Below are 16666 nucleotides of genomic sequence, written 5' to 3'. Positions count from 1 at the left end.
TTTTAGCATCAAGAATCCTTATAAGTGAATGTATGGGACAGCCCATTGCGGAACACAACCGTTTCCGGACGCCCGTCTCTCAGGATGATAGAATCCAGAATTGAGACAAAGAAGTTTTTCAGGATCTCCGGATCCAGCGATTCAGCCAGACTTTCATAGTAGATGTACTGTTTATCTGCCAACTTCTGCGTCAGGATGAAGGAAGATGCCTGGCGGATAAATTCTTCATCGTTCATGGTACGCATCCATGGTTCCTGAGACATCATGCCAATAGCTTCGTTGATCTCCTGGAGCCGATCTGTGATCTGTTGCTTCCGGACAAGGTACTCACGTTCAGATATAGAATCATCGCTGTAGAGGTACAGATCATTCAGACGATCCAGAGCACGTTGCTGTTTCTTCTGATCTGCCATCATGCGTTTTAACTCCGGATCCATCTTAGGTTTTGATCGTGGACGCTTCAAGAGTACCGGATCACTTCCGGAACATTTCTCCAGCATATTGAGAAGAGACGCCAACCCGTCAGGATCTACATGATCGACATTAGAAAAAGTGCTGCCATGTAGCAAGCGCTTCTGGAGATCATCCGTGGAATGGATGTAAGCAAACTGCTTCTGAGCATTCAGGATATTCAGGATGTAGTTCAGAAGGAACTCGCCCAGGACAACATCCGAAGTATATTTTGCATGGCAAGTTTTCGTTTTCCGGACATTCGGGCATCCGTATTTTGACGGACGATATCCGGAGACATGGAGCTTACCTGGAGAAGCAGTAAAAGCGGATCCACACTCTGCACACCAGACAAGTCCGGAGAATACGTGAACATTCTTCTGAGCCGTCTTTCTTCCTGGGGTATTCCGATACCGGGCATTCTTATCAAGGGTAGCTTGGATCCGATCGAACCGATCCGGATCAATGGAAGCCGGGTGGTGGTTTTCTACGATAACCCACTCCGATTCGTCCTTAATCGCTTTTCTTCCTGGAATCTTGTAATAGTTGTACCGATACACGCCTTTATACCACGGATTCCGTAAAATAGTCCACACTGCCACCGGGCTCCACATATTTCCGTTTCTGGAACGATATCCAGCCTCATTCAGCCTCCTAGAAGTATGTACAATGGATTGTGTATCTTCGTAGGTTTCTACCATGAAGTTGTAGATTTTGTTTTCCTCCGGATCTATGGAGAATACCTGAGTAGGCTTATCATAAGAGTAACCGAACGGAATACGCCCGCCATTCCATACACCATTAGAGGCACGGTTAATCATGGTTGCTGTTACACGTTCTGAGGTCATGTTACGCTCAAGCTCTGCAAATACTAGGATGATCTTCAGCATGGCTTCTCCGATAGCTGTACTGGTGTCAAATTGCTCGTTCTTAGACACGAACGTGACACCGAGATCCTTCAATTCTGCATACATATTCGCAAAGTCCAGAAGGTTCCTAGAGATTCGGTCGATCTTCCAAACAAGTAAGTGAGTAAAAAGCCCTTGCCGGATCTGGGACATCATTTTCTGATATGCCGGACGGTCGGTATTCTTTCCGGAATATCCAGCATCCTCAAAAATCACAAAGTCATCTGTATTCAGGATATACTTGCAGTAAGAAGTAAGATCCTGTTTCATCATTGGCAATGAATCTTTATCTATCTGGTAGACCGTGGAAACACGGACGTAAATCGCCACCCGGATAGGCGTTTCTGAGCCCGATCCGGGCATCTTAAAGTTTTTCTTCATAATTCCTCCATCAAAAAGAAATAGCCCCTCCACGGGGCTATACTTAGTTCACATACGGCATGTATTTATTCAGTGCCGCCCATACTACATTTTTGTCATCACGGCTTGCGACCTGGTAACAAGCCAGTAGCCGTTGCAATTCCTGAACTTGCTCCTGGCGTTCTTTTTCTTCCTGAGTTTCAGTGCTGCTCATAAGTACACCTCCAGATATTTTATTTACAGTTGTTCCGAGATCCTGGAAAGATACCGGATCTGAAAGCTCTCTTATCCTGGAAAGAGAAACAGTTTTTGCGTGTCCGAAAGAGACGTTAATATCGCTGGTAAGAACTGGATAAAATTCCCAATTATCAGTATTTGTTACTGGAAGATCACAGAGAAAGCAGAAAATGTACATGTCCGAACATCGTTCCTTTTCACTCCAAGAATCTCCGGTAATATGATGATGTCTATCTGCAATATCAAAAACAATCCGTTTGTTTTCAGAAATGGCACCACTTTCTGGATGCTTGCATGTGATCTTAGCTGATGATTTTATCTCAAAAGAAAAAGAGCCTGATACAAGATCACATTTTCCCCAGTGGCTACGCCGCTGCTCTATACCAAGAGCTTTCATCACAAGGAACTCCGCTAAGGCGCCACGTACAGAAGAATCAATAGAGTACGATGCGTACCATTCCCAGAAGTCAACAGTAGAAAACCCAGAAGGGGAACCAAGGGTGCGAAAGTCCAACCAGCGGTCCATATTTTCAGTATGCAGCTTATCGGATAATAAATTGGATATATTACCGATGCAGTTTTTCTTTGAATCCATTTTCATCTTCCTCGCTATGTATTAAGTGTCATGGTAATGATTTCTTCGCCATGTAAAATATGGTAATGATATTATCCCCTTTTACGGTCTGCGTACTTTTCTGGAATAACCATATGGGTACGAAGAAAGTCTTTGCACATTTTCTGCTTATCATCTGGAATATGAGTGATAATGTCGATCCATTCAGGATCCAGACAGGAAACCTCAGTATAAAGCTTTCTTCCGTATACCAGATAATCCAGAGATACGTCCAAATGCTCCGCAAGCTGCATGACAGTATCAATCTTCGGAATGGATCCCTCTTTCCATTTTCCGGTGCTTCCGGTACTCATATGTAATTCTTTTAAAACAGTAGTCACTGTAGTGCCTTTTTCTGCACAAACAGCTCTCAGATTATCGTAGAACATAAAATCCTCCTAAAAATAAACTCACTAAAAGAGTGTTTATGGCATTGACAAACTCACTACAGTGAGCTATACTAACAAACATAAACAACAAAACATAATCAATTTAATAATTGAAAAAGCACTTCTATCATACCAACAAATGTTAGGTAAGTAAAGAAGGAAAAGGAGGGAACTCATGGAAAAAAAGCTGTCTGCGTGGTGCAAAAACGCCAAGATCGAAATGATTAACCGTGATCTTAAAACCACAACCAGTATGCAAAGATGCAGGGACTTGACGGAATCCGTCAGGATGTATATCAGCTGATCTTGAAAGCGGAGCACATCTACAATGAATCTGGTCAGGGCAAACAGAAATTAAAGTATGTTGTAAGTCAGGCAAGAGGATTGCTACCTAAGTGGCTCCAGATATTCGTTACCGAGGAAGCAATGATGAAGGTTATTGATAAATGGTTTGAGGGGGTAAAAGATCTTCTGGATGACGGAAGAGTAAATGGCTCCCAGAAATAACTCTCAGAGAAGGGAGGGAGTGCTATGTGGGATATAATCCTATTCGTGTACCTTTTAGGGATCTTATTAAGTCAGCCAGTATACATTTGGGCGATCGGGACGCTATGCAGAATGGAGGACGAGGACGAAGAGCTTTATTGCCAGGATAACGGTTTGTATTACGAACCGAGGAAACCGAACTACCCATTGGTAATGGTGCTCATGGTTTTGGCAGGGATCTTCTGGCCACTTGTAATTTTATTTGCAATATTTTTGCCACTCACATTTATCCTGATGGATAAAATGGGGCAGTTGCATCCGGAGGAGGACGAAAAGTTGGATCCGGAAGAGGACACGTACTTATAACTGGGTGGGGAGAAATCCCCACTCTTTTACGTTGGAGGAAGTTATGGCAATTATACGAAACACCTATACAGACGCATTATTTAATGGTTTGATGGCTGCTGGATGCACAATATACGGAGCATGCGGAGCAATGGGGAATATTTACGCAGAATCCGGGGCAAATCCCCGTAATCTGGAGAACCTCTGCGAGAAGAGGCTGAATTACAAATACACCGATGACACGTACACAACGGCAGTAGACAGCGGAGAGATCACAAGAGATCTTTTCTTGCATCCGTTGGGAGATTCCAGACAATACGGTTATGGTTTTTGCCAGTGGACGTCCGCCGGAAGAAAAGCAGGACTGTACGATCTGGTTAAATCAAAAGGCGTGTCGATCGGAGATCCGGACACTCAGGTTGAGTTCATGCTGAAAGAATTACAGCAGAGCTACAAGAGTGTTCTGCAGGTATTAAAAACGGCAACCTCAGTCCAGGAGACATTCTTTTGAACGACAGCCATCACACGGCAACAAATGTCCAGGATGGTTCTAAGTCTGGAGGAGCCGGAACATCTGGCTCAGGATCAACAAACAGCGGAGCCGGAACAATTTCCGGAGGAAACAGTAAGACAGCGAACATCAAGAACGGCCAGCAATGGTTGAATAGCAATTACGGCAATAAGCTGATCCAGTTCTGCGGAGCTAAACTGGAGGTGGATGGATTCTACGGTCCAGCTTCCAGATGGGGAGCCCTTGCGATCTGGAAAGATCTTATGAACCGCAAGTATGGAACAAAGCTCACTCCGACAAACAAGAATTTCTATGGTTCATGCAAGGAAGTAGCGATGGAATGGAGGATGAAACACAGTTCGAGAGCGTGAAAACGCTCAAAGAGTTGTCGGATCTCTTCCGGGACTTTTGCAAAGAGAACGGATTCAAGACAAATACAGTTACATATGTGGAGGCAGTGTGATTATGGCAAAGAAAATTCAGAATAAGAGATACCTGGTAAACAGAGCAGTTTACAAGGCTGTAAAAAAGTACGATCATCAGCAGTTTGAGAACTTTTGCACCGATATTTATAAAAGTGGATGGGAGGACGGAAAGGCTTCTGTAAATGCCCTGGACGTGAAGGACATTGAAGCGGTAATCAAATCCGTAAAAGGGATCGGAGAGGTTCGGATCGGTAAGATCATGGAGGCAATCAATGAAAAATTCGATGAAAACGCCGGATCAGAAGAAACGGAGTAAACAGTTAGGAAAAGAGATCCGGGACAACCTAGAAAGATACGAGTATTTGAGGGCACACGGCGGATCAGATCCATTCTGGAGTGATGGAGTAAACATGAATTTATGCAGGAAGCACGTTATCTACCTCCGGAGCAGAGTGGAAACGGATCTGGATCCGGAATATTACCCGGATGAGTACGGCCTGGAGATTCCGGAAGAGGTAGACAATAATTACATGGCAGATCCGGACGGGATCCGGAGCAGAACAAAAGCTGCGCTGGAGGTTCTGAAAGAGAATCAGGACTTCCAGTATCTGAGAAATAAGCTCAGCGGAGATCTTGACAAAGAATCAGATCAGTGCATGAACTCAGTCAGGTATGTGTTGGGATTGGAAGATGCGATCCGGAGGGATGACCTGGTAGTAATGCGGAGATGCCAAGATCCGGAATTTTACGTCAATTATTTGAGAAATAGTCGCAAAAAGCTGGAAGTAATTCTTGGATCTGAATATTTGGAGCCGAAGATCCGTGAGGGACAGCTGACAATATGGGATTTTATAGGAGGACAATAGTATGCACACAGAAAATGAGTATCACAGAGGAGAGATCTTTTTTATCAATGAGGGCGAAAGCTCCGGAAGCGAACAGGGGGGGCGAGACCTGGAATCATAGTAAGTAATGACGTTGGAAACAAACACGCTCCGATCGTGGAAGTAGTGTACCTGACATCCAGGGAGAAAAAACTGATGCCGACACACGTTAGGATCAAGAGCAGTCCGATCCCTTCCATAGCGTTATGTGAGCAGATCGAGACGGTATATAAAAAGCGGATCGGAAAATATCTTGCAAAAGCCACGATGGATGAAATGAAACAGATTGACAAGGCACTTGCTGTCAGTATCGGACTTGGTGGAAATATGAAGATGTCCGACTACGTGAGAGAGTGGGCGGAGGCGTTCAAAGAGCCGGATCCAGATCCGATCGAAGAAAAAGCGATGCAGATCCTGGAAACAGCGAAACCAGTTCCGATCCAGATACCGGAACGCCTTTTTGACAAAGAGAGGATCAAAGAGCTGGAAAAAGATTTGATCCGAGCGGAAGCGGAACGTGATGTATTCCAGAAACTGTATAAAGAGCAGTTAGCAATCAGTTAAATGTGAGGTAAAGGATATGAGAAGAATCAAGCGCATGATATTTAAGCATTTTAACTGTATTCCCTGGTTCATTGTGGGAATACAGATCCTGGTAGACGGGGAAATCAGCCGTTGGCAGTATGCGATGTGCTGGATCTGCACCCTGGTAATGATCTGGATGTACGCACCAAATAGAGCACAAACGAAGGGAGGTGGGAAAGTTGCTGACATTGACGATCGAAAAAAAGTGGTTTGATATGATCCTGAGCGGAGAAAAGACAGAGGAGTACCGGGAATTGAAACGGTACTATGATTCCAGATTTAGAAATGCCGCTATGCTAAAGAATCAGGAATATCAAGCAAGCGTTTCCGAGTTCCGGAACTTGGCTGCAACAGTGGATCAGGATATCGGAACTGTGAAGTTTCGGAACGGCTATACCACGGATGCTCCGTACTTCCTAGCAGACTGCAAACTGACAGTCGGGGAAGGAAAACCGGAGTGGGGAGCTCTTCCTGAGACAGAGTATTATATTCTGAAAATGAAAAACGTGAGGAGGAAATAGCATGTATTACGATTACCCGGAAGAGGAGTTTTACCCAGAAAGTGAGTATCAGGAGCAGATAGACGCTCTGAAAGAAGCCATCAAAAGTTCAGTAAAATCAGAGATTCTGGAAGAAATGAACAGATTAAGAGCAGAAAACGAAAAGCTCCAGGGCATCAAGGAACATTTTGAGGAAGTAAAAAGGGATTACGAGAAAAAGAAAGACAAGTGCGACCGGATTATTCGTAATGCCGAGTACAACGCCAAAAAAATGAGACTTTCCGAATTGATGAAAGACCACAAGGTTGTAAAGTGGAAAGTTGATAGAGAACTCGTATACGGTCCGAAATGCTGCAAGTGTAATTCAAACAGATCAATAGAAGTGAGACTGCCATCTGGAAGAATTGCAGAGGACGAGTGCGAGTGTAAAACAAAGAGCAAGTATTATTATTACCCAAAGATGTATATTCTAAGCGAGTTTACCGACAGATACAGATGCGGAGAGATAATAGCCCACTACACAGAAGAAAGAAGCTCACATGGGGATGATGTATATTACGAAAGATATACATGCACAATTTGCGATAGCTCCACAGAAGAGGAGAAGAAAGAAGCAATAAGAACACTTAGTGACAAGGTGAGAGAGATACTGTTTGACCAGGAAGAAAAGTGCCAGGAGGTATGCGACAGGCTTAACGATGGGCTTGGGAATTATTTGTATACATTTGGAGGTGAAAACATAAAAGAATATATCAAAGAAAGAAAAAAGAGAAGGAAGAAGGTACGATAATGCAGAGAAAAATTCTGTTTAAAGCCAAATCGACAGACGCCGGAAAGTGGGAGGAGGGGCTGCCGAACTATTGCAGTACGGACGGATCCGTTACAAAGATGGTAAGCTACTCTCCTGGATCATTTAAGGTGTTTTCGATTGAACCGAAAACTTTATGCCAGTATACGGGATTCACGGACGCAACCGGAAAGAAGATCTTTGAAAATGACGTTGTGCGGATCCTTGGAAAAGATAACATGCTCAATAGGATAATTTTCGCAGAGAGGCCAATATACGACAATATTTGTGAGGAAGAAGTTGACAAGGTATCTGGATGGTTCTACGAAAGATATCCGGACAATGCAACCGGAGCCGTGCCACTTACAGCACATGATATAGAAAACTTGGAAATGAAGGTTATAGGGAACATAAGTGATGAATGAAAGAGAAAAAGAGGATCAGGAACAGTTGGAATACCTGAGGGAATGGAAGGCAAAACGCTCAGGAAGAGCAAAAGAAGAAAGTGCAATCAAGAGAATTTACAAGAAAGGTAGAAAATTATGGACGGAAAAATTTTTAAGATAAGTGGTTACCTGGTGGATCCGAATGGAGAAAATGAAGCAGCCTGGATATGGGAGGAATTGAGGCATTTGAATGACACGTTCGGACAGCATGTACACGTCAAAGAGGCTGATATACTGGACTGGACAGATGAAAATCCGTTGAACTATGAAAATTGTGATCTGGCGGAGTGCGAGAAGTATTTCCACGACAACTACCCAGTAAGAGAAAATCGAAGTGTGGAGGTTGGAAAGACCTACAGACATTTCAAAGGAAAAATCGTTGAAGTGATAGCGATCAGCCAGGACACGGAATCTCCAGGACAATACTACGTGGTCTATAAATGCGAGGACGGAGCTATCTGGAGCAGACCTTATGGAATGTTTGTCGGTAAGGTAGACCGGAAGAAATACCCGGATGCAGACCAGGAGTACAGATTCGAGGAGGTGCAGAATGGACATCAGGAATAAAAATGAGCTGAGGAGGCGTATCGACGCCTTCCTCCATGAGTATACGCATGAAGAATATATCATCAATGAGGAGTTCTGCAAGGACACAATGCGGATGATGGCAGATTTCATCGGACATGTGAACGGAAGAATGGACAGTGAGCGAAAAAGGCTCACAGAGGCAAGAAGGAAGCTCAAAGAGGCATTATGGGAGAATAAAGTTCTGCATGAATACAATTACAATGGATCTTCCGGAATCTGCCGGGCAAAACTTATGGGAGATATGTCTGGAACGTGGCACATTGGAGATGTAGTGTGCGTGGAAAATGGCAAATCATTCATGCTGATGCAGGATGGCTATTCGGAGGAAAACGGGTATCTGATTCTCAGGGCGATGGAAGTGATTCCAGAAACGATCCAGAGATTCGCTTGTGTGGAAGATATGACCGGGGAAAAGCTGTTTGAGGGTGATGTGATCTACAATCCGGAGCATAGAACAGTCCGAATGGAGATCTGCTACGGCAAATACGCCGCATATTGCCCGAACGATCAGGAATACATGGAAACTGTCGGTTTTTATATGGTGTCGAACACCACAGACGATGCAATGCCACTCGGTCCGACAAAGGAATACGCACTTTTGTTGGGAAATGTGGTAGACAACCCAGAGATCAAGGTGGTATAATTTCAGTCAGGATGCACCGGAAAGGAAAGAAAATGAGTAAAAGAATCTTAGCAGCAATGTTATCATGTATGCTGGTTGTAGGAATGACCGGATGCGGTTTTTCAGATGGAGTGAAAGACGGTATGAAAGATGCTCAGAAGCAGGAAAGCATAAACGATTCTGATAAAAATGATAGCAAAAAGGATAAAAACGTGACCGAAACGGATAAAAATGATACCGAAAGCCGGGAAAACGTTTTAGAATTAGAAGAAAGCAAGACCGGAAACCCACTTCTGGATGCAGAGGTAATCGTAGGCGATGTAATGAACGGAACTAAGACAGAGAAGTTGGGCGAATACGCCTATATCATAGTTCCATTGGAGACAATGAAAAAAGTTACGATGGAACAGTACGATGAATTTTGCGATCAGAAAGTCCAGGATAGCGGTTACAACTGGGTAACGATCGACTTCGGTAACGGATCCGGATTGCAGTTCCAGGGAAGTACACCAGCAGTAGCAACCTACGGTACACTTGATAATGAGGAGTGCATCGAAGAATCAAAAGGAACCGTAATGATGACTGGAGAGAATACATATGAGCATTCCGAGAACCAGTAAAAATCTAACAAATGTTAGAAATGGTGGTACACCCGTAATCATACGGGATGCGATGTTTATAGAATAGACGCAGAATCTGACAAATGTGAGGTTTATGTCAGGGAACAGGGAATCATAAGATATGAACCGGAGAACGGGATTGTTCAAGTCATGTACAACTTTGAAAAATCTTGTTCTCCGGTTTTTGTATAGACTGGAAACGATTGAGTTTAAAAATCTTATTGAATAAATGTCTATAGAGAATGCTGTTTTATCCGGCAGAGATAAACAGAACAGATTTGCCGATTCTGCAAAAGTATAGTAAGATGGTGTAAGTGCCAAAAGCATGAATGGTATAGTAATGGAGCAATCCGGGCACATACTAAGACGAAAAGGCTATAAAAACAAGATTGCAAAAGGAGACAGAAGATGGACTACGCAGAATATATCAGAGAAAGAAACGAAAAAAATAACTTTGGGAAATAAAGTCAGGTGGATATTCGTAATTTGTTTTGCTGTTTGATTTGGTTAAAAAGCGGACAGAAATGCATTGAGAATTGAGGAGTAGCAGAAAATGGGCATATTTGAGGAGGCAGCAATTTTCCGGGGCATCACAAAGGAGGACGCCAGACAGATGCTGAACTGTCTGAATCCGGTAGAAAAGACTTATAAAAAAGATGAAATCATTTACCATGCCGGGGATGAGGTTACTTCAATGGGCGTGGTTCTTTCCGGCAGCGTGTTCATTGAGAATGATGATATCTGGGGGAATCACAGCATTCTGGACCGGGCTGGAAGAGGTGAGATTTTTGCAGAAACATATGCAGCGATTCCGGGGCAGAAGCTGATGGTTAATGTAGTTGTGGCAGAAGAGGCAAGAATTTTGTTTCTTGATGTGGGAAGGATACTGAAAGTCTGTTCCAATTCGTGTGTGTTTCATCATACGTTAATTGAAAATCTGCTGAAGCTTTCCGCAGAGAAGAATCTCCGTCTGTCGAAACGGATTTTTCATATTTCATCAAAATCGATCCGGGGAAGACTGCTGTCGTATTTGTCTTATCAGGCTATGGAAAACGGGAAGAAAGAATTTGATATCCAGTTCAACCGGCAGCAGCTTGCAGATTATCTGAATGTAGACAGGTCCGCGATGTCAAATGAGCTTGGGAAGATGCAGAAAGATAGGCTGATCGAAGTAGACAGGAAACATTTCCGTATTCTTGACGAAACGGAAATATGAATGGATGAATAATGGAAATAAAACGGATACAGCAGTGAGAAACTGTATGTGGGTTAGGATAAAAGAAAACCATTGCAGGAGAGATGTGATTTCATCAGATCCTGTAATGGTTTTTTGTATACGATGAGTCAAGTATAAATTTGTGGAAGTTATCTTTCCAGTCCGTGTATCCAGTCTGACTTTAGGAAATAAATCAGAAAAGCAATGGAACTGAGCGCCCAGGTCATCGGGTAAGCCCAGAAGATCATCTGAATGGACGGGATGAATTTTAAAATGATCACGATATAAGAAACGCGGATCAGACACCAGCATACCAGCATAACATACATCGGGACTGTGGATTTACCGGCTCCGCGCATGATTCCTGCCATACAGTGTGAAAAAGCAAGCAGGAAGTAGAAAAAGGTATCCGTATGAGCCTGCATGGTTCCGTAGCGGATAACCTCTGCGGTGGAACTGAAAGCAGATAGAAGCTGTGGAGCGGTAAAATGCACGCAGATACCGAGCAGCTCAGAAATCGTAAGGGAACAGATCACACCGAATACAGCGCCCTTTTTAGCACGCTCATATTCTTTTGCTCCCAGATTCTGACTGATAAAAGTAGTAAGTGCCAGTGCAAAACAGGTGATCGGAAGGAATCCAAATCCCTGGATCTTCATATAAGAACCACATCCGGCAACCGCCATTTCCCCAAACTGGTTGATATTTGCCTGGACGAATACATTTGCCAGGGAAATGATCGAGTTCTGGAGTCCTGCGGGCAGACCATAAGAAATGATCTGGCGGAGCATATAGGAATCCAGATTGATCCGGTTCAGATGAAGCCGAAACTCCTCCGGACTGCGAAGCAGCTGCACCATACAGAGGATAGCACTTAAAAACTGTGAAATGACAGTTGCAAAAGCGGCAGCACCTACACCAAATCCAAGACCTGCGATCAGTACAAGGTCAAGAATGATATTCGTTACCGAAGAAACGATTAAGTAGATCAGAGGATGGGTACTGTCACCGACGGACTGCAGAATGCCGACAAAGAAGTTGTACATGACAAAGGCAAGTGAGCCGGTAAAGTAGATCCGGAAATAAGTAATCGAGTTTGGAAGTACCGCCTCCGGTGTTCCCATAAGTACCAGGATCTGTGGTGCGGCAATGATACCGACGATGGTAAGGATCACGCCGCAGATCAGTCCGAAACCAACGGTTGTATGGATGGATTTCTGTAGATTCGCAATGTCTCTGGCACCGTAATATTTGGCAACGATGACACCGGATCCGATGGCGATTCCATTAAAAAGACCGACCATAAGAAAGATCAGATTACCGGAAGAGCTGACAGCGGCAAGCGCAGAGCTTCCAAGAAAATTTCCAACGATCAGAGAGTCGGCGGTGTTATATAGCTGCTGAAAAAGGTTTCCCCAGAAAAGCGGGATCGCAAAAGCAACGATACGCTTCCAGATGGAGCCTTCGGTCATCAGTTTGGCTGAAGATTTTGACATAGAATATTTCCCTCGTTTCTTAAGTCATTACTTTTAAGTATAAGGTGCGGCAGAGGGAAAGTCAATGAAAATGGGGGTTCGGTAAAAATGCATGTACTTTCCTTGTGATTAACAATGAAATCAAGTATAATGGATATTATAAAAGTTGTGACAGGAGGAAATTGCATGAGCAGTTATCTGAACCCGGGAAACTTACAGCAAGACAAAATGTTCGTTTGTCATTTTGATTGATGAATGGGATTGCCTGTTCCGTGAATTTCAGCAAGACTGTAATGCACAGAAAAATATCTGGATTTTCTCCGGGTATGGCTGAAAGATAAAGATTATGTTGCGCTGGCATATATGACAGGTATTGTGCCTATTAAAAAATATGGTTCACATTCAGCACTAAATATGTTTACAGAATACTCTATGACAGATCCGGGTGATCTGGCTGAATATTTCGGATTCACAGAGCAGGAAACATCGGAATTATGTGAAAAATATGAAATGAACTTTGATGAGGCAAAAAAATGGTATGATGGATATCATTTGATGGTACATCGTCAGATGGGAAATGAAATTTGCTCTATATATAATCCGAAATCTGTAGTGGAGGCTATGATGCGCCATAAGTTTGGAACTTACTGGAACCAGACGGAAACATATGAAGCGTTAAAAATCTATATTCAAATGGATATGGATGGATTGAAAGATTCGGTAATTAGAATGCTTGCCGGAGAAGGGGTACCGGTTAATGTTGGAACGTTCAGCAATGATATGACAACATTTGCTACGAAGGATGATGTATTAACATTGTTGGGGCATTTGGGATATCTGGCATATGACAGTGTAAATGAAACTGTCAGAATTCCGAATAAAGAAGTTTCGCAAGAATATGTAAATGCAATCAGTACGATGAACTGGTATGGAGTGGCAGAATCAGTGGAAGATTCGAGAAAATTATTGGAATCATTATGGGCATTGGATGAAGAATGAATGTGTGATTGAGAAGTTAAAAAAATAGTCTGCAAATAACAAAGTAAGGGCGTGTGAAAAAACAAAAGTTTTTTCATGCGTCCTTTAGATTGAGAAAAATTATGTTGCAGGATTAAATTTACTACAATTTGATGGTATAATAATTTCAAAATCAGAGAGGCATTTAAAAGGATGGAAAAGGACAAAAAGACAATAAACAGATGTAGTGAATGCGGTCTTTATAAGACACCTCAAACAGACATTTGTCCAGAATGTGGAGGTATAATGGATCTGGCGATTAAAGGTGAAGATTTATCCTGGAGTTGCAGACAATGCAGTTATAGTCTTGCGACAACAGCTCAAAAACCATGCTATTGGGATAACAAAAAGTTTGCGAAAGAATGCTATCCACAAATGGAAAAATGTCCTTATGCGGAAAAATAATTTATGGTTCAGGAGAGACTAAAATTGACACTGGAAGAAGTATTTTATAACTTATTTGATGAATATGGAGAAAAATTTAATTGGCGTTTGATTCCATTAACCCAATCCGGAAGAGGTATTTTTATTGATGAATTAAAAAAAGAAATTGGTAAAAACCATTTTTTATACAATAAAAGAGTCTGGGCGGTTGCAAAATGTGAATCGGGCAATAAGGTTTTATATCTGACAGGAAATGAAAAAGGAGAAGACACCTATTATGTTTTTCATTTAACATATTCAGAGTACAGTACTGGAAAATTCCCAGACTATGAAGAGCTAGGAGACCTTCATGCAGTGAAAGAATATATGGAAAAATGTAATAGATAAAATTTCAAGAGGACTTGTAAGACTAAAACCTTACAAGTCCTCTTCTTCATCTAACAGCTTATCCTTCATGAAACCGCGAAAGAAACTGTTTTGTTCTCTCTTCACTTGGATTTTCAAACACCTGACGCGGATCACCCTGTTCAACGATGCGTCCGTCGTCCATAAAGATCACATGATCGGCAACGTCGCGTGCAAATGCCATCTCATGGGTTACAATGATCATCGTCGTATTCTGGTCGGCAAGCTCGTGGATAACTTTTAATACTTCTCCGGTCAGTTCCGGATCCAGTGCAGAAGTCGGCTCATCAAAACAGAGGATGTCCGGTTGCAGGGCAAGTGCCCTTGCAATAGCAACTCGCTGGCATTGTCCGCCGGAAAGCTGATGCGGATAATTGTCCATCCGGTTATCCAACCCCATCTGTGTCAGAAGAACCTTTGCCTGTACCTCGATGGCGGTCAGGATTTCACGTTTTCTTTCTTTAAAATCCGGCTGCTCTGCGGCGAGAAGCTTTTTGGCAAGCATTACATTTTCCAGAGCGGTATACTGCGGAAACAGATTAAAGTTCTGGAACACCAGACCAAAATGCAGTCGTTTTTTACGGATCACGGATTCCTGAGTGGTTGCCGGGACAGAGGCATCAAAAAGTGTTTCGCCATTTACCCGGATAATTCCGTTATCCGGATGTTCCAGAAAGTTCAGGCAGCGGAGAAGCGTTGTCTTTCCACTTCCGGAAGATCCGATGATGGAAACAGCCTGTCCTTTTTCCAGGTTAAATCCAACGTCTTTTAAGACAGGAGTCTTATTAAAAGATTTACTGATATGTTCTACTTCTAAGATTGGCATAAATATGAATTCTCCTTATCTGAAATATTCCAGTTTCTTTTCAAGGCGTCCGAGAAGAACGGTCAGGATACCATTGAAAATAAGATAATAAACAGCGGTAAAGAACAGCGGCCAGATGGCACCGGAGATGCCATGTGAGCCTTTCATAAATGCCTGTCCTGCCCAGATGATCTCCTGCAGCGCGATAATACGTGCAAGAGAAGTATCCTTTACCAGGGTGATGATCTCATTTGACATCGGTGGTACGATGCGTTTGATCATCTGAAGGAGTGTGATCTTGAAAAAGATCTGATGCTTTGTCATGCCAAGTACAAGACCGGCTTCTTTCTGACCTTCCGGAACACCCTGGATTCCACCGCGGTAGATTTCTGAAAAATAGCAGGCGTAATTGATGATAAAAGATACGGCTGCTGCAAGGAAGCGCCCTGTTTCACCACCACCCCAGATCGGGTTATGTAAGACCAGCCCGGGGAAATAGTAGATGATCAGAAGCTGGATCATCAGCGGGGTACCACGGATCACCCAGACGATCAGTCTCGCAAGCCAGCTAAGAGGCTTGAAATGAGACATGGAGCCAAAGGCAATGACCAGTCCGAGAGGAAGGGCACCGACCAGCGTCACAATAAATAATTTTAAAGTTTGTAAAAAGCCGACATTCAGTGCGGACACTACGACCGGCATTTGTTTCATAATTAGATCCATAAAAAGTTCCTGCCTTAAATATTATTTCTGCTCAATGAGGGCATCCTGAACCCCATAGGTTTCAGCGCATTTCTTCATAGAACCATCATTGTAGCTTGTCTTGAAGAATTCGTTCAGTTTATCTGCAAGGTCGGAACCTTTGCGGAATCCAACACCATATTTTTCGGTAGTAAGCTCAACTGTATGAGTCAGATTTTCGTATCCGGTACCTTTTCCGACCATGGCACCGGCCATCAGAAGGTCGATGACTGCTGCATCAGAGGTTCCGGCTGCAACTTCCATCAGGGCATCAGACTGTGAAGAAACCGCAGTGTAGTCATATCCTTCTCCGTTTACAGCTTCTTCTCCGGCACTTCCGGATTCAACTGCAAAAGAAAGATCCTTCAGACTGTCTTTGTCCTGATATTTGTCTGCTTTATCAGAAGGAACAACCACTACCTGTGCATTGTTACAGTAAGCGGAGGTGCATGCCATTGCGCTGGTTACTTCATCAGTAAGTGTCATACCATTCCATACGCAGTCGATGGTTTTTCCATCCAGCTCCATGACTTTATTGTCCCAGTCGATCTCGACAAATTCGGCATCTACGCCAAGGCTTTTTGCAAATGCTTTTGCCATGTCGGCATCAAAACCAATCCATTCATCCTTATCATTTTTGTAATCCATTGGCTCAAAATCGGTGATTCCGACTACAAGAGTTCCTTTATCCTGAACATATTCTATATCACTTTTGGATGAACTTTTTGAGCTGTCGGATTTCTTGGTGTCAGAGGAAGAACCTCCGCATGCTGCAAGGGATAATACCATTGCTGAAGTAAGTGCAAGTGCTGTTATTTTTTTCATAATAATCTCTCCTCATATAATTTCAAAAAATGTCACGTCACT

Annotated in this window: 26 protein-coding genes; 19 read left to right on the top strand and 7 right to left on the bottom strand. The window is 43.1% G+C overall.

The annotated features are described in order from the left end of the window. Positions 1 to 8: 8 nt before the first annotated feature. From PGR14_RS02230 to PGR14_RS02220, 3 genes are all read right to left on the bottom strand, one after another. Positions 9 to 1739: a recombinase family protein gene (locus PGR14_RS02230; protein WP_270222908.1), complete on the bottom strand. Its 1731-nt coding sequence runs from the start codon at positions 1737 to 1739 to the stop codon at positions 9 to 11. A 43-nt stretch (positions 1740 to 1782) separates the two neighbouring features. After that, entirely contained in the window at positions 1783 to 2550 is a 768-nt protein-coding gene (locus PGR14_RS02225; RefSeq protein WP_270222907.1) for a hypothetical protein, read from the bottom strand. A gap of 71 nt (positions 2551 to 2621) precedes the next feature. Continuing rightward, on the bottom strand, positions 2622 to 2957 hold the full coding sequence (locus PGR14_RS02220; protein WP_118110351.1) for a helix-turn-helix domain-containing protein: 336 nt from the start codon (positions 2955 to 2957) through the stop codon (positions 2622 to 2624). Positions 2958 to 3218: 261 nt separating this feature from the next. On the opposite strand from PGR14_RS02220, the gene PGR14_RS02215 reads away from it, so the two are divergent. The 16 genes from PGR14_RS02215 to PGR14_RS02140 all read left to right on the top strand — a co-directional run bounded on the left by PGR14_RS02215 (position 3219) and on the right by PGR14_RS02140 (position 10972). Beyond that, positions 3219 to 3464, top strand: coding sequence for a hypothetical protein (locus PGR14_RS02215; protein WP_270222906.1), 246 nt, complete (start codon positions 3219 to 3221; stop codon positions 3462 to 3464). Positions 3465 to 3488: 24 nt separating this feature from the next. Beyond that, the gene (locus PGR14_RS02210) at positions 3489 to 3809 is read left to right on the top strand and encodes a hypothetical protein (protein WP_270222905.1); all 321 of its coding nucleotides are present in this window, start codon (positions 3489 to 3491) and stop codon (positions 3807 to 3809) included. 43 nt (positions 3810 to 3852) lie between these two features. Beyond that, entirely contained in the window at positions 3853 to 4299 is a 447-nt protein-coding gene (locus tag PGR14_RS02205) for a phage tail tip lysozyme (RefSeq protein ID WP_270222904.1), read from the top strand. After that, positions 4296 to 4670: a hypothetical protein gene (locus tag PGR14_RS02200; RefSeq protein WP_270222903.1), complete on the top strand. Its 375-nt coding sequence runs from the start codon at positions 4296 to 4298 to the stop codon at positions 4668 to 4670. Before PGR14_RS02205 ends, PGR14_RS02200 begins: the two co-directional genes overlap by 4 nt. Positions 4671 to 4764: 94 nt before the next feature. Beyond that, a complete protein-coding gene (locus tag PGR14_RS02195; RefSeq protein ID WP_270222902.1) occupies positions 4765 to 5040 on the top strand; it encodes a glutathione peroxidase in 276 nt (91 codons plus the stop codon). Beyond that, the gene (locus PGR14_RS02190) at positions 4997 to 5590 is read left to right on the top strand and encodes a hypothetical protein (RefSeq protein WP_270222901.1); all 594 of its coding nucleotides are present in this window, start codon (positions 4997 to 4999) and stop codon (positions 5588 to 5590) included. Before PGR14_RS02195 ends, PGR14_RS02190 begins: the two co-directional genes overlap by 44 nt. Positions 5591 to 5683: 93 nt before the next feature. Then, positions 5684 to 6172: a type II toxin-antitoxin system PemK/MazF family toxin gene (locus PGR14_RS02185; RefSeq protein ID WP_330663416.1), complete on the top strand. Its 489-nt coding sequence runs from the start codon at positions 5684 to 5686 to the stop codon at positions 6170 to 6172. Between the two features lie 16 nt (positions 6173 to 6188). After that, positions 6189 to 6407: a hypothetical protein gene (locus PGR14_RS02180; RefSeq protein WP_270222900.1), complete on the top strand. Its 219-nt coding sequence runs from the start codon at positions 6189 to 6191 to the stop codon at positions 6405 to 6407. Further along, entirely contained in the window at positions 6373 to 6714 is a 342-nt protein-coding gene (locus PGR14_RS02175) for an ASCH domain-containing protein (RefSeq protein ID WP_270222899.1), read from the top strand. Before PGR14_RS02180 ends, PGR14_RS02175 begins: the two co-directional genes overlap by 35 nt. Position 6715: 1 nt before the next feature. Next, positions 6716 to 7483 (top strand): hypothetical protein, encoded by a 768-nt coding sequence (locus PGR14_RS02170; RefSeq protein WP_270222898.1) that lies wholly within the window; start codon positions 6716 to 6718, stop codon positions 7481 to 7483. Next, positions 7483 to 7905, top strand: coding sequence for a YopX family protein (locus tag PGR14_RS02165; RefSeq protein WP_270222897.1), 423 nt, complete (start codon positions 7483 to 7485; stop codon positions 7903 to 7905). The genes PGR14_RS02170 and PGR14_RS02165 overlap by 1 nt, the downstream gene beginning before the upstream one ends. Next, entirely contained in the window at positions 7898 to 8047 is a 150-nt protein-coding gene (locus PGR14_RS02160) for a hypothetical protein (RefSeq protein WP_270222896.1), read from the top strand. Before PGR14_RS02165 ends, PGR14_RS02160 begins: the two co-directional genes overlap by 8 nt. Then, a complete protein-coding gene (locus tag PGR14_RS02155) occupies positions 8023 to 8493 on the top strand; it encodes a DUF1653 domain-containing protein (RefSeq protein WP_270222895.1) in 471 nt (156 codons plus the stop codon). The genes PGR14_RS02160 and PGR14_RS02155 overlap by 25 nt, the downstream gene beginning before the upstream one ends. Further along, the gene (locus tag PGR14_RS02150) at positions 8477 to 9157 is read left to right on the top strand and encodes a hypothetical protein (RefSeq protein ID WP_270222894.1); all 681 of its coding nucleotides are present in this window, start codon (positions 8477 to 8479) and stop codon (positions 9155 to 9157) included. The genes PGR14_RS02155 and PGR14_RS02150 overlap by 17 nt, the downstream gene beginning before the upstream one ends. Before the next feature lie 32 nt (positions 9158 to 9189). After that, positions 9190 to 9756 (top strand): hypothetical protein, encoded by a 567-nt coding sequence (locus tag PGR14_RS02145; RefSeq protein ID WP_270222893.1) that lies wholly within the window; start codon positions 9190 to 9192, stop codon positions 9754 to 9756. Positions 9757 to 10309: 553 nt separating this feature from the next. Further along, positions 10310 to 10972 carry a Crp/Fnr family transcriptional regulator gene (locus PGR14_RS02140; RefSeq protein ID WP_270222892.1) on the top strand — a complete coding sequence of 221 codons (663 nt, stop codon included), beginning with the start codon at positions 10310 to 10312 and terminating at the stop codon, positions 10970 to 10972. A 149-nt stretch (positions 10973 to 11121) separates the two neighbouring features. Here PGR14_RS02140 and PGR14_RS02135 read toward each other — a convergent pair whose 3' ends face one another. After that, positions 11122 to 12468, bottom strand: coding sequence for an MATE family efflux transporter (locus tag PGR14_RS02135; RefSeq protein WP_055246519.1), 1347 nt, complete (start codon positions 12466 to 12468; stop codon positions 11122 to 11124). 354 nt (positions 12469 to 12822) lie between these two features. Here PGR14_RS02135 and PGR14_RS02130 point away from each other — a divergent pair, with 354 nt between their 5' ends. The 3 genes from PGR14_RS02130 (at position 12823) to PGR14_RS02120 (ending at position 14235) form a co-directional block, all read left to right on the top strand. Beyond that, positions 12823 to 13446 carry a hypothetical protein gene (locus PGR14_RS02130; protein ID WP_442872478.1) on the top strand — a complete coding sequence of 208 codons (624 nt, stop codon included), beginning with the start codon at positions 12823 to 12825 and terminating at the stop codon, positions 13444 to 13446. A gap of 171 nt (positions 13447 to 13617) precedes the next feature. After that, positions 13618 to 13869: a hypothetical protein gene (locus PGR14_RS02125; RefSeq protein ID WP_055246521.1), complete on the top strand. Its 252-nt coding sequence runs from the start codon at positions 13618 to 13620 to the stop codon at positions 13867 to 13869. A 24-nt stretch (positions 13870 to 13893) separates the two neighbouring features. After that, positions 13894 to 14235: a hypothetical protein gene (locus tag PGR14_RS02120; protein ID WP_055246523.1), complete on the top strand. Its 342-nt coding sequence runs from the start codon at positions 13894 to 13896 to the stop codon at positions 14233 to 14235. Between the two features lie 58 nt (positions 14236 to 14293). Here PGR14_RS02120 and PGR14_RS02115 read toward each other — a convergent pair whose 3' ends face one another. Genes PGR14_RS02115 through PGR14_RS02105 form a run of 3 tightly spaced genes read right to left on the bottom strand, consistent with a single transcriptional unit; the run spans position 14294 to position 16624 of the window. Beyond that, on the bottom strand, positions 14294 to 15079 hold the full coding sequence (locus tag PGR14_RS02115) for an amino acid ABC transporter ATP-binding protein (RefSeq protein ID WP_055296792.1): 786 nt from the start codon (positions 15077 to 15079) through the stop codon (positions 14294 to 14296). Positions 15080 to 15094: 15 nt separating this feature from the next. Continuing rightward, on the bottom strand, positions 15095 to 15781 hold the full coding sequence (locus PGR14_RS02110; protein ID WP_055246525.1) for an amino acid ABC transporter permease: 687 nt from the start codon (positions 15779 to 15781) through the stop codon (positions 15095 to 15097). 21 nt (positions 15782 to 15802) lie between these two features. Beyond that, positions 15803 to 16624: a transporter substrate-binding domain-containing protein gene (locus tag PGR14_RS02105; protein WP_173686699.1), complete on the bottom strand. Its 822-nt coding sequence runs from the start codon at positions 16622 to 16624 to the stop codon at positions 15803 to 15805. Positions 16625 to 16666: the final 42 nt, after the last annotated feature.

Source organism: Coprococcus sp. AF99-45, assembly GCF_027663865.1.
Taxonomy (GTDB): domain Bacteria; phylum Bacillota; class Clostridia; order Lachnospirales; family Lachnospiraceae; genus Allocoprococcus; species Allocoprococcus comes.
This window is presented reverse-complemented; position numbering and strand designations above follow the sequence as displayed.